The following is a 12,587-nucleotide window of genomic DNA, read 5'->3' on the forward strand; positions in this document are numbered from 1 at the left end:
CGGAAGCTAAGCCTCTCAGCGCCGATGGTACTGCCCTGGAGACGGGGTGGGAGAGTAGGTCGCCGCCGGACAACCATTCACCAAAGGCCCACCCCACACGGGGTGGGCCTTTGGCATACCCCCACATCCACCGCCCACGAGCGACACCACGACCAGAACCACCGCAACCTCCGCCCCGCACACCACCACGTGTCACGGGGCTTCTCGCGTCTTCGGGGCGCCCGGGCTGTCCACCCGCGTACGGGCATCGTCCCTCACCAGGCCGTGTACGCGACCGTCGCGGAGTATGCCGTCACGTCGTCCAGCGTGACGAGTACCTCGATGTCCCAGGTACCCGGTGCGGGGACGACGGTCGGTTCGGAGACGTACACGGTGGTCGGCACGTCGTCGGCGCCCGCGGCGTAGTCGCGACGCAGCACGACCGGCAGAGGCCCGATCCCGTGCTCAGGGTTCATGACGGTGAGATCGAGCGAGTCCGGCAGAACCTCGGTGCTTCGCGGTCCGCGGAGAGCGACCCTGAACACCTGTGGTCCGCTCCGCGTCTCCTCGATCGAGAGTGCCGCGACCACGGGTCCCAGCTGTACGGTCTCGCTCCACGGGGGCGAGTACGTCGTACGGCCCGGAGCCGACGCAGCCAGCACGGCGCTCAGCGCGAGCACGACCGCGACGAGTGCTGTCTCGCCGAGGACGCTCCTGTGCAGTCGCAGGACACTCCCCGCGTGCCGCGTCCCGCGCACAGAGGTGCGTGCGGTGTTCGCCAGGAGGAGCAGCCCGATCACGACCAGGATCTTGGCCAGGAGAACGTGGCCGTAGCCGGTCGACCAGAGGGCCGCGAGCGGGCCCAGGGCCCGGACTGCCTGCAGCGTGCCCGTGGCGACGAGGACTCCGACCGTGAGCAGGGCAAGGCTCGACCAGGCCGGGAGGGCCGCGACCAGCCTGGTGCGCCAGGGGCCTCGTAGGTGGGTCACGAGGAGCGTGAGCCCTCCGACCCAGATGCCGGCCGCCAGGACGTGGGCGGTCGTCACCGTGATGGTCAGCCAGGGGTCCGGCTCCGCCCCCGCATGGCCGCCTGCCGCGATGCTCGCGGCGAGCGTCACGGCGAGTGCGACGGTCGCGAGCCGCTCGTGCGAGCGTGTCCCGTCGAGACCGTCGAGACCGCCGAGACCGTCGAGACCGCCGAGACCGTCGAGGCCGGTGCGGGGGCCGCGACCTGCTCGGGCCTGCCAGGTCCACAGCCCGGCCCAGCCCAGCAACGTCGCCGTCCTGACCAGGAGCCACGGCCAGCTCGACATGAGCACGCCCGCCCACGCCCGGGCATCCAGGAGAGAGGTGGGCCCAGGGCCCGAGAGTCCAGCGACCTGCGACGTGAGCCCTGCCCCCGTCCCGACGACGAGCAGCGCGAGACCGGCCACTTCGAGCCTCCGGGCCGCGCTGCTCGTCGCCAGACCGGCGGCGAGCCCGCGACCGACGACGAGCAGGGTCAGGGCGACCCCGGCGAGCAGGCTCATCCCCACGGCGACGAGACCACGGGCCAGGGAGCCGAGGATCGAGGTCTCGGACGTCGAACGGGGTGTTCCGGGACCGGACACGTCCGCCCCCGGCACGGCGTGCCCCGTCCCCACCGTGAAGTCGATCGAGCCGCCGGTCACGTGCGTGTCGAGGGAGAGCAGCCGCCACGAGGCCAGATACCGCCCGTCGGGGAGGTCGGGCGGGAGGTCGACGCTCACGGTGTGCCCGCCATCGGTCGTGGTGACCGTCTCGAGGTCCCACCGTTCGCCGCGGAGGTCTGAGACGACGAGGGAGCCGTCCAGGACCGTCACCGGTTCGTCGAAGCGGAGGACGACCTGGTCGGGGGAGGACTCGGACGTCGCCCCTTGCCGCGGTGAGGTGTCGACGAGGACGGCGTGCGCGGCCGCGGGAAGGGCCCCGGCGAGCGCCCACGCCCCGATGCCGACCACGAGCACGAGCAGCACGCCTGTGCGCCCCCGCCTGCCGGCCCGGCCCGGCCGCGCACGGCGGTCGGAGCGGACGGTCGGGGCGGTCACAGCGGGGGCAGCCCGATCGTGCTTGGCGTGCGGGGAGCCCGCGGCCTGACCGCAGGGTCCTCACCGAGCCCGTCGCGGCCGGGTACGTCGTCGGGGAGAACAGGCCCGCTGCTCGACGGTGTCGTGCCCACCCCCGTCCTGCGCCACACGAGCGCCACGGCGACGAGAGCGGCCAGGGATGCTGCGAGGGCAGCGAGAGCCACGACTGCGGTCCCGGGCCCGGAGGCGGTGTCACCAGCGGCGCCCACCTCGGGTCCCGCGCCGGCGTGGTGCGCCGCGCCGACCGCGCCGACCGCGCCGACCGTGCCGGCCGCGTCGACCGGGCCGGACAGCGCGATGCTCGGCACCGGATGGTCCGCCTCGGTGCCGTCGGCCGACCGGTCGATCCACCGGGCCTCGGTCCCGTCGTCGTATCCCTGCACCGTCGGCAGCACGAGCTCGGTCACGGCGGGCAGCGGGCCGGCCTGGACGGCGAACTCGCCGTACTCGCCGGGTCCGATCGCGGCGTGCGGGTCGGTCGTCTCCCACACGACGCGGCTCACCGCTTGGGTGTACTGCCCGCCGTGCGGGTTCGCGAGGGGCTGGGGGAGGTCCTCGACGGTCACCGTGGCCGTCCAGCCGACGAGCGGTGAGGTCCGTACGGCCGGCACCGGGGTGTCGAGCGGGAACGTGACCTCGACCCGGATCGTCGAGGCGGTCTCGGACTCGGTCGGGACACGGACGGAGAGGATGCTCCATCCGCCCTGTACGGGACTTTCGGCGACGGCGGTCGCGTGCGCACCGGCGGGCGACGCCACCCACGAGGCAGCCGTGGCGAGGAGGCCGACGACCCCCGCCCGGACGACCCAGCGCGCGACTGACGCCCTCATGCCGTCACCAGCGCGGGGCCGTCGGCGGTGGTCGGAGCCGGAGCCGGAGCCGGAGCCGCGGCAGCGAGCAGCTCGCGTCGCACGACCGCCACGACCCGACCGTCGCGCAGCACGAGGCCCTCGGCGACGCTCTCGTCCCACCGACCCAGGGCGTCGGCGACGGTCTCGCCCGTGCCGACGACGGGCGTCCCCCGCACGGCGAGGTCGCCGACCACGACGCCCGCGGCGCCACCGACCGCAGCGGCGCGCAGGCTCGCGAGGTCCACGACACCGAGGATCTCGGCGACCGACGGATCGTGGTCGCGGCGTGCTCGTGGCAGGATCACGGGCACGGCGGACTCGTCGGTGAGGCGACCGGCCTCCCGCGCGGCCTCGAGCGCGTCCCGACCCACCCCGACGGGGACGTCGGCGTTCAAGGTGAACGGCGCCGTCGGGCCGGAGAGGGCGTTCGCGACGACGTCCCAGACGATCGGCGCGGCCGGGCGCGGACCCAGCCCCTCGACCTCCTCGTCCACGAACCCGAACCGGCGCACCCAGTCCTCGCTCAGATACTTGGAGAGGTAGGCGCGGCCCGAGTCGGGCAGGAGGGCGACGACCACGTCGCCGGGTCCGAGGTCGCGTGCGGTCCGCAGCGCTGCCGCGAGGACCAGTCCGGACGACCCGCCCACGAGGATGCCCTCCAGACGGGCGAGGCGCAGCAGCGCGTGGATGGCCTCCCGATCGCCGATGCGTTCGAAGCGGTCGACGACCTCGGGCACGAAGGTCTCGGGCCAGGCGTCGTCGATCGTCTCGGGGTGCCGGTACCGGCCGGTCGCTTCGACGAGGAAGGCCGATCCGTCGCCGCCCGAGTACACCGAGGACTCGGGATCGGCGCCGACCACGGTCACGCGGCCGCCGCTGACCTCCTTCAGGTACGTACCGTTGCCCGTGATGGTCCCGCCCGTGCCGATCCCCGTGACGAGGTGCGTGACGCGCCCCGCGGTGTCGGCCCAGATCTCGGGGCCGGTGGACTCGCGGTGCGCCTGCGGGTTGTCGGGGTTGACGAACTGCCCCGCGAGCCAGGCCCCCGGGATCTCCGCGACGAGGCGTTCGGCGATGCGCTTGACCGACTCGGGGTGCTCCTGCGGGAGACCCGACGCCGTGACTACGACACGCGCCCCGTAGGCGCGGAGCGTGTCGAGCTTCTCCTGGCTCGTCTTGTCGGGCAGCACGACGACGAGCGGGTACCCGAGCTGCGCCGCGGCCTGCGCGAGGCCGATGCCCGTGTTGCCCGACGTGCCCTCCACGATGGTCCCGCCGGGGGCGAGGGCGCCCGAGCGGATCGCGCCGAGCACCATCCAGCGGGCGGCACGGTCCTTCACCGAGCCGCCCGGGTTGAGGTACTCGAGCTTGACGTAGATCGTGGGCGCGAGATCCGCGCCCAGCCGGTTCAGACGGACGATCGGCGTGCCGCCGACCGCGTCGAGCAGGGAGTCGTAGGCGGTCATGAGGTTCCTCCAGGAAGGGTCCCCGCTGCGGTGTCCTGACCCAGCAGGTGCAGGATCTCGCGTCGAAGCGCCAGGTACTCGGGCGCCGCGTGGTCGCGGGGTCGGTCGAACGGGACGGTCAGGTCGGCCAGCACCCGTGCGGGCCGGTCGGAGAGGACGACGACGCGGTTCGCGAGGCGCAGAGCCTCGTCGACGTCGTGCGTGACCAGGAGCGCGGTGAAGCGCTCGGCCTGCCACAGGCGCAGGAGCTCCTCCTGCATGGTCAGGCGCGTGAGCGCGTCGAGCTTGCCCAGAGGTTCGTCGAGCAGGAAGACCCGCGGCCGGTTGACGAGCCCACGGGCCAGGGCCGCGCGCTGGGCCATGCCCCCCGAGAGCGTCGCGGGCAGTGCGTCGGCGAAGTCGGAGAGCCCGACGAGGTCGAGCGCCCAGTCGACCCGGTCCGCGTCGAGCCGGGACCGGTTGCGTGCCTGTGGGCCGAGCTCGGCGTTCTGCCGGACGGTGCGCCAGGGGAACAGGTTCGGGTCCTGGAAGACCAGTGCCCTGCTCGGGTGAGGACCCACGATCGGCGCCCCGTCGACGGACACGGACCCCGCGGCCGGGTCCGCGAGCCCCGCGAGGAGGCGGAGAAGCGTCGACTTCCCGCAGCCGGACGGGCCGACGAGCGCGACGAAGTCGGACGGGGCGATGTCGAGGCTCACGTCGTCGAGCACGGGCAGGGTCGTGCGTGCGGGTTCGCCGACGTCCCGTCCTGCCCGACGGCGGTCCGCGCCCCGTCCTGTCACCGCACCCAGGACGCGGCTCGCCCAGCCGCGCTCGCGGCGACCCGCGAGGTCGAAGTGATGGCTGACCGCCTCGATCCGCACGTGCCCGCCCCGCCGGGGCGCTGCGTTGCGGGCGGTCGCAGGGGCCGGGGCGTGGGCGGGGGCGTGCTGCGCAGAACTCACCATCGGACCAGATCCTTCTCCCAGGACAGCACGCTGTTCCGGACCCGGAACAGCAGGACGATCAGGGTGCGGCACAGCAGCACCATGATGAGGATGGCGACGTACATCTTCGGGTAGTCGGCCCAGCCCTTGACCCAGGAGATGTACCAGCCGAGACCGCTGCGGACGCCGAGCAGCTCAGCGAGTGCGAGCGCCCCGAGCGAGGCTCCGAGGCCCATGAACAGACCCGTGAAGATGCTCGGCAGGGCTCCCGGGATCGCGACCCGCCACACGAGGAAGCGGCCCTTCGCGCCGAGCGTCTGCGCGACGTCGAAGTACCCGCGGGCGACCGAGGCGATCCCCGCACGGGTCAGGACCGCCATGGGGAACCAGACGCCGAACGCGATCATGAAGATCGAGCCGAGCTGCGGCGTCGGGATGACGACGAAGACCAGGGGGAGCAGCGTGCCCGCGGGCACGGGCCCGATCGACTGGAGCACCGGATGGATCCAGTAGTTGGCCACCCTGCTCCAGCCCATCGCGAGGCCCGTGAAGAACCCGCTGACCGCACCGACCGCGAAACCGACGAGCAGCAGCCGCGTCGAGGCCCAGAAGCTGCCCCAGAGCAGGCCGCGGTCCTCCCAGAAGTCGGACAGGAGCGTCTCCGGCGGTGCGAAGTGCGGTGCACGGAGCCAGCCGGTCTTGGCCGTCGTGACCTCCCAGATCACGAACCACGCCGCGACGGCGACGTACCACCACGACCAGTGGAGGAGCCGGGCCGCGGCTCCCGGGACGCTCAGCGCGAGCGCGAGCCAGACGGAGACCGCGAGGACCACCCCGCCCAGGACCGCGAGGAAGGCCGTCCGGCCGGCGAGCGGGGAGAGGTCAGGGACATCGGGGACGAGCCAGGTCACGGCGAGCACGACGAGCCACGACGCCGTGACGAGCAGTCCCCGCCGGAGCGTCGTCGTGCGTGAGGTTGCTGTGCGCGTGGTGCCGTCACCGTGGGCAGGGGTTCGGTCACCCCCGCCGGGAATCTCGTCGCCCTCGGCGACGCCTCGGTCACCCTCGCCGGCCTGGGCGCAGCCCTCGGGCCCGCGTGTCCTGCCTCGGCGCTCTGCGCTCCCGCGGGCAGGCGTTCCTTGGGCGCGCTTGCCCGGGACACGCGTCAGCGACGTCACCACGTGAGCCCGAGGTCGGCGTACACGAGGTCCGCGAGCTTCCTGGGGTCGGTGCCCTGGTCCAGGTACCCGGTCTTCGCGAACTTCGCGATTCCCGGTTCGATCTCCTTGCGCAGCCCCACGGCCGACGGGCTGAAGCCGTAGGTCTTGAGCACCGACCTGACCGTCTCGACGTCGGCCGCGACGAGCTTCTTGTCGACCTCGAGCTGGGCGATCTCGTCGATGTTCGCACCTACGTACCGGGCGCCCTCGGCCCACGCCTCGGTGAGTGCCTTGGCTGCCGCGGGCTCGTCGCGGACGAGGGCGCCGTTGATCGCGGTCGCGCAGCAGTAGGTCTGAGCGTTCAGACCCTGCTGGTTGTTCGCGAGCTCGTGGGCGTAGCCGCCGAGCGTGGGCAGGAGCGCCACGGGGTCGGAGGCCGCGACGGCCTGGATCTCACCGTCCTGCAGGGCCCGAGGCAGGATGTCGTTGTCGTACACGACCCATTCGACCTCGCCGGCCGCCGGGTCGGGGTTGATCCCCGCGTCGAGCAGGTCGAGCGAGAAGAAGGACATCGCGGAGTTCCCGATCGAGGACACCCCGATCCTCTTGCCGCGCAGCAGCGACACGTCGTCGTACGGCGAGTCGTTCAGCACCACGAGGCGCAGGCAGCCCTCGTGCAGTCCCGTCGTGAGCTTGACGTCGAGCCCCTGCTCGATGGGCTTGAGCCAGCTGAAGAAGATGCCCGGGCCGCCCGCGTAGGTCCCGGACGAGATGCCGTCCTTGGTGTCCTCGCCCGCCGCGCTGCGCACGACCTCGACGTTGAGGCCGTAGTCCTTGAAGATCCCGAGGTGGTGCGCGGCATACAGCGGGGCCTCGCAGATGCCGCCCCCCTCGACGATCCGCAGGACCTTCGTGGTCAGGAGGGTCGGGCCGACCGAGGGCGAGGCGCCCCCGGCCACCGCTCCGGCCGGGGAGACCGCGGCAGACCGGGACGCCCCCAGGAGGTAGCCGCCCCCGCCGCCCAGGAGCAGCGCGCCGACGGCCACGCCCCCGACGAGCAGGTGCCGTCGGGAGATCAGCGGGCCGTCGGTCGCGTCGTCGTGGAGCGAGGGGTCGTAGGGCTCGGCGGGCGGGCCCGGTTGCGGCTGTCCGGCGGGGAGGTCGGTGCTGTCCGTGTCGTCGGTGCCGGGGGCGCCGGGGCCGCCTCGCTCGTCGGGCGCGGCGCCGTCGTCGCCCGGTGCTTCGCTGCGCGGGTCCACGGGGCCTGACGGCGGAGCCTGTGTCGCGCTGTCGCCCAGCGGCTCGCCCGTGGCCGGTTCGGGAGCGGGCGACGCAGGAACCGGGCCGTCGGGAGCCTGTCGGCTCGTCGAGGACGAGTCGCCGGGCGTACCTGGCTGGTCGGGGGAGGTGCTTTCGGTCATGGGATGCCTCTCGGAAAGGTGGTCGAGGACGTGCACGGAGCGCGTCAGGACGGAGAGCAGAACGGGAGAGCGTGCGGTGCTCGGGACCTGCCGCTCGGGAGCGAGCAGCGGAAGGCGACGCTCAGCGGAAGGTGAGGAGGAACAGGGACGAGGCAGCCACCGGCATGACCGTGCTCGTCGTCGTGCCCGCAGCGGAGGCGACGGCAAGGGCCGTGGCGGGCGGGTGCACGCCGTGGCAAGGGTCGTCCCGGACCGGTGTCGAGGACGCCCGACGTCGCCCGCCGGTGCGACGCGGTCCCGCGGTCGCGGGAACGCGTCAGGTCAGGTGCACGGGAGCCATGTGCACGAGAGCCAGGTGCACGAGAGCGAGGCGCTCGCGGTCAGCCGCGACAACAGGGCGCGCCCACGGCCGACGTCGCAGCGCGGGGGGCGTGGACCGGGCTCTGCGCCCGGTCGTGAGGTGTGGTCGTGGCCGACATGGCGCAGAGAGTAGGGGCGACAGGTCGGTTCCGCAAGGAGTTCCCGCGGTCGTTCCGCACAGCGGTCCGCTCTCGACGGCCGGCGGGTCGTTCACGTGCGAGCGGACGGCCGCGAGGGACGCGCCCGACCGCCTCGAGCCCCGCCGTCACGAGCTGCGGACCCGACCCGCGAGACCCGCCGCGCGGGGGGCCGGGACGCCCCGGTGAGCGCCGTCGTCGGGCACTAGACTGACGGGCATGTCCACCATCTCCCGTGATGAGGTCGCGCGCGTCGCCGTGCTGGCCCGCATCGACCTCCGGCCCGAGGAGCTCGACCGCCTCGCCGGCGAGCTCGACGTCATCGTCGATGCGATCGCCCAGGTGAGCGAGGTCGCCACTCCTGACGTCCCCGCCACGAGCCACCCGCTGCCGCTGACCAACGTCTTCCGTGACGACGTCCCCGTGCCGCCCCTGCCTGTCGAGGACGTCCTCGCCGCAGCACCGGCCAGCGAAGACGGACGCTTCAGCGTCCCGCAGATCCTCGGGGAGGAATGATGAGCAACGACCTGACGCGGCTGAGCGCCGCGGACCTCGCCGCGCACCTGGTCTCGGGCGAGGTGAGTAGCGTCGAGGCGACGCAGGCGCACCTCGACCGCATCGGCGACGTCGACCCCGCGGTCCACGCGTTCCTGCACGTGAGCACCGAGGACGCCCTCGCCACCGCTCGTGACATCGACTCGCGCCGCGCCGCGGGCGAGGACCTGCACCCGCTCGCCGGCGTGCCGATCGCCGTCAAGGACGTCGTGGTGACCAAGGGTCTCCCGACGACGGCGGGCTCCAAGATCCTCGACGGCTGGATCCCCCCGTACGACGCGACGCTCGTCGAGCGCATCCGTGCCGCGGGCCTGCCGATCCTCGGCAAGACCAACATGGACGAGTTCGCCATGGGCTCCTCGACCGAGCACTCGGCGTACGGGAACACCCACAACCCCTGGGACCTCGACCGCATCCCCGGCGGCTCGGGCGGCGGCTCGGCCGCGGCCGTCGCCGCGTACGAGGCCCCCCTCGCGATCGGCACCGACACGGGCGGCTCGATCCGTCAGCCCGGCGCCGTGACCGGCACGGTCGGCGTCAAGCCCACCTACGGCGGCGTCTCCCGCTACGGTCTCATCGCCATGGCGTCCTCGCTCGACCAGGCGGGCCCCGTCACGCGCACCGTCCTCGACTCGGCGCTCCTGCACGAGCTCATCGGCGGCCACGACCCCCGCGACTCGACCTCGATCAACGAGGACCTCCCGCTCCTCGTCGACGCGGCCCGCCAGGGGGCGATCGGCGACCTGCGCGGCCTGCGGGTCGGCGTCGTCTCCGAGCTCTCGGGCGAGGGCTACCAGGAGGGCGTGAGCGCGCGCTTCGCAGAGTCGCTCGACCTGCTGCGCTCGCTCGGCGCCGAGATCATCGAGGTCTCGTGCCCGCACTTCAAGTACGCGCTCGGCGCCTACTACCTGATCATGCCCAGCGAGGCGTCGAGCAACCTCGCCAAGTTCGACGGCATGCGCTTCGGCCTGCGCGTCGAGCCCGAGGACGGCCCGGTCACCGCGGAGCGCGTCATGTCCGCGACCCGCGGCCAGGGCTTCGGGGACGAGGTCAAGCGCCGCATCATCCTGGGTACCTACGCCCTGTCGGCGGGCTACTACGACGCCTACTACGGCAGCGCGCAGAAGGTCCGCACGCTCATCCAGCGCGACTTCGACGCGGCGTTCGCGCAGGCGGACGTCCTGGTCTCCCCGACGGCCCCCACCACGGCCTTCAAGTTCGGCGAGAAGCTCGACGACCCGCTCGCGATGTACCTCAACGACGTCGCGACGATCCCCGCGAACCTCGCGGGCGTCCCCGGCATGTCGTTGCCGAACGGTCTCTCGGACGACGGCCTGCCCGTCGGCTTCCAGATCCTCGCGCCGGCCAAGGCCGACGACCGTCTGTACCGCGTGGGTGCCGCCCTCGAGGCCGCCCTGGAGAACACGTGGGGCGGGCCGCTGCTGGCCAAGGCCCCGGAGCTGGAGGTCGCGCGATGAGCGCACACGCAACCGTGGACCTGGTCGACTACGACGAGGCCGTCCGCCGCTACGACCCGGTCATCGGGATCGAGGTGCACGTCGAGCTCGGCACCAGGACGAAGATGTTCTGCGCGGCCGAGGTCGAGTTCGGCGGCGAGCCCAACACGCAGGTGACCCCGGTGAGCCTCGGCCTGCCCGGTGCGCTGCCCGTGGTCAACGGCAAGGCCGTCGAGTACGCGATCAAGATCGGGCTCGCGCTCAACTGCCAGATCGCCGAGTCGTGCCGCTTCGCCCGGAAGAACTACTTCTACCCGGACGTGCCGAAGAACTTCCAGACGTCGCAGTACGACGAGCCCATCGCGTTCGACGGCTACCTGGACGTCGAGCTCGAGGACGGCACGATCTTCCGTGTCGACATCGAGCGCGCGCACATGGAGGAGGACGCCGGCAAGAACACCCACGTGGGTGGTTCCACCGGTCGCATCCACGGCGCCGAGTACTCGCTGGTCGACTACAACCGTGCGGGCATCCCGCTCGTGGAGATCGTGACGCGTCCCATCACGGGCGCGGGCGAGCGCGCCCCGGAGGTCGCTCGTGCGTACGTCCAGACGCTGCGGGACATCTTCCGTGCGCTCGACGTGTCGGAGGCGCGCATGGAGCGCGGCAACGTCCGCGCGGACGTGAACCTGTCGCTGCGCGCGACTCCCGAGTCCCCTCTGGGCACGCGCACCGAGACCAAGAACGTGAACTCGTTCCGCTCGATCGAGCGCGCCGTCCGCTACGAGGTCTCCCGCCAGGCCGCGGTCCTCGACGAGGGCGGCACGGTCGTCCAGGAGACGCGTCACTGGCACGAGGACACGTCGATCACGACCGCCGGTCGCGTGAAGTCCGACGCCGAGGACTACCGCTACTTCCCGGAGCCGGACCTGGTGCCCGTCGCGCCGAGCCGTGACTGGGTCGAGCAGATCCGTGCCACGCTGCCCGAGCTTCCCGTGGCTCGCCGCAACCGCCTCCAGGGCGAGTGGGGCTACGCCGACGCCGAGATGCGCGACGTCGGCAACGCGGGTGCGCTCGACCTCATCGAGGCGACCGTCGCGGCCGGCGCGAGCCCCGCGGCAGCGCGCAAGTGGTGGATGGGCGAGCTCGCCCGGTACGCCAAGACGAGCGAGACCGAGCTCGCGGAGATCGCGGTCACTCCGACGCAGATCGCCCAGCTCCAGGCCCTCGTGGACTCGGGGCGGATCAACGACAAGCTGGCCCGCCAGGTCCTCGAAGGCGTCCTCGCCGGCGAGGGGGACCCCGAGGCCGTCGTGGTCGCTCGCGGCCTGGAGGTCGTGTCGGACGACGGCGCTCTCCTCACCGCGATCGACGCAGCCCTCGCGGCGCAGCCCGACATCGTCGAGAAGGTGCGCTCGGGCAACATGGGGCCGATCGGTGCGATCATCGGTGCGGTCATGAAGGCCACCAAGGGCCAGGCCGACGCCGGTCGCGTCCGCGAGCTGGTCATCGAGCGGATCGGCTGATCCGTGACCCGGACGACGGAGGTGGTCGCGTGACGCGCGGACCGGAGCTCGTCGGCGAGATGATGCGGCTGCGGCCCGTCGAGGCTCGCGACGCCGAACGCATGTGGGAGTCCGTCCAGGACCCGGAGTCGAACCGGCTCACGGGCACGACGGCGGAGTTCACGCGCGAGCAGATCGACGAGTGGGCCGCGACGGTCAGCGACCGTGAGGGCCGCTACGACTGGGCCATCACCTCGCCGGCCAGGCGGGACGGCCAGCTCGTGAGCGACGAGATGATCGGCGAGATCGTCCTCAACGACATCGACGAGCACGCGCTCTCGGCCAACCTGCGCCTGGTCCTGCTCACGAACTACCGTGGGCGCGGCTACGGGCGCGAGGCCATCTTCGAGGTGCTGCGCTTCGCGTTCGACCACCCCGAGGGGCCCCACCTGCACCGGGTGAGCCTCGACGTCCTCAGCATCAACCCGCGGGCGCGCATGCTCTACGAGTCGTTGGGCTTCCGCGAGGAGGGCCGCCTCCGGGACGCGTTCCGGGACGGCGACGGCTGGGCGGACGCGGTCGTGATGAGCATCCTCGAGGACGAGTTCCGCGCGGGGCTCTGAGGAACCTCCTCACCGCCTGTCAGGACGGGCGTGACCTTCGGG

The 12,587-nt window shown here is 72.6% G+C and carries 10 protein-coding genes; 4 read left to right on the plus strand and 6 right to left on the minus strand.

Features of this window, described 5'->3' with window-relative positions; translation table 11 throughout:
* Positions 1-254: 254 nt before the first annotated feature.
* From ACFRCR_RS11355 to ACFRCR_RS11380, 6 genes are read right to left on the minus strand one after another with little or no spacing between them, the layout of a single operon-like run.
* The gene (locus ACFRCR_RS11355; RefSeq protein WP_377677615.1) at positions 255-2,045 is read right to left on the minus strand and encodes a copper resistance protein CopC; all 1,791 of its coding nucleotides are present in this window, start codon (positions 2,043-2,045) and stop codon (positions 255-257) included.
* Complete coding sequence (locus ACFRCR_RS11360) at positions 2,042-2,914, minus strand: YcnI family protein (RefSeq protein WP_377677617.1); 873 nt, start codon at positions 2,912-2,914, stop codon at positions 2,042-2,044. Before ACFRCR_RS11360 ends, ACFRCR_RS11355 begins: the two co-directional genes overlap by 4 nt.
* Positions 2,911-4,401, minus strand: a complete 1,491-nt coding sequence (locus ACFRCR_RS11365) for a PLP-dependent cysteine synthase family protein (protein ID WP_377677618.1) — start codon at positions 4,399-4,401, stop codon at positions 2,911-2,913. Before ACFRCR_RS11365 ends, ACFRCR_RS11360 begins: the two co-directional genes overlap by 4 nt.
* On the minus strand, positions 4,398-5,348 hold the full coding sequence (locus ACFRCR_RS11370; RefSeq protein WP_377677620.1) for an ABC transporter ATP-binding protein: 951 nt from the start codon (positions 5,346-5,348) through the stop codon (positions 4,398-4,400). The genes ACFRCR_RS11365 and ACFRCR_RS11370 overlap by 4 nt, the downstream gene beginning before the upstream one ends.
* The gene (locus ACFRCR_RS11375) at positions 5,342-6,505 is read right to left on the minus strand and encodes an ABC transporter permease (protein WP_377677622.1); all 1,164 of its coding nucleotides are present in this window, start codon (positions 6,503-6,505) and stop codon (positions 5,342-5,344) included. Before ACFRCR_RS11375 ends, ACFRCR_RS11370 begins: the two co-directional genes overlap by 7 nt.
* A complete protein-coding gene (locus ACFRCR_RS11380; RefSeq protein ID WP_377677623.1) occupies positions 6,502-7,908 on the minus strand; it encodes an ABC transporter substrate-binding protein in 1,407 nt (468 codons plus the stop codon). Before ACFRCR_RS11380 ends, ACFRCR_RS11375 begins: the two co-directional genes overlap by 4 nt.
* A gap of 716 nt (positions 7,909-8,624) precedes the next feature.
* Here ACFRCR_RS11380 and gatC point away from each other — a divergent pair.
* From gatC to ACFRCR_RS11400, 4 genes are read left to right on the plus strand one after another with little or no spacing between them, the layout of a single operon-like run.
* On the plus strand, positions 8,625-8,921 hold the full coding sequence (gene gatC / locus ACFRCR_RS11385; RefSeq protein ID WP_030152198.1) for an Asp-tRNA(Asn)/Glu-tRNA(Gln) amidotransferase subunit GatC: 297 nt from the start codon (positions 8,625-8,627) through the stop codon (positions 8,919-8,921).
* Entirely contained in the window at positions 8,921-10,438 is a 1,518-nt protein-coding gene (gatA, locus tag ACFRCR_RS11390) for an Asp-tRNA(Asn)/Glu-tRNA(Gln) amidotransferase subunit GatA (protein ID WP_377677624.1), read from the plus strand. Before gatC ends, gatA begins: the two co-directional genes overlap by 1 nt.
* A complete protein-coding gene (gene gatB / locus ACFRCR_RS11395) occupies positions 10,435-11,943 on the plus strand; it encodes an Asp-tRNA(Asn)/Glu-tRNA(Gln) amidotransferase subunit GatB (protein WP_377677626.1) in 1,509 nt (502 codons plus the stop codon). Before gatA ends, gatB begins: the two co-directional genes overlap by 4 nt.
* A 29-nt stretch (positions 11,944-11,972) precedes the next feature.
* Complete coding sequence (locus tag ACFRCR_RS11400) at positions 11,973-12,545, plus strand: GNAT family N-acetyltransferase (RefSeq protein WP_377677627.1); 573 nt, start codon at positions 11,973-11,975, stop codon at positions 12,543-12,545.
* The last annotated feature ends 42 nt before the right edge of the window (positions 12,546-12,587 follow it).

It is taken from the genome of Oerskovia sp. NPDC056781 (assembly GCF_042789955.1).
In the GTDB taxonomy this organism is placed as follows: Bacteria; Actinomycetota; Actinomycetes; order Actinomycetales; family Cellulomonadaceae; genus Oerskovia; species Oerskovia rustica.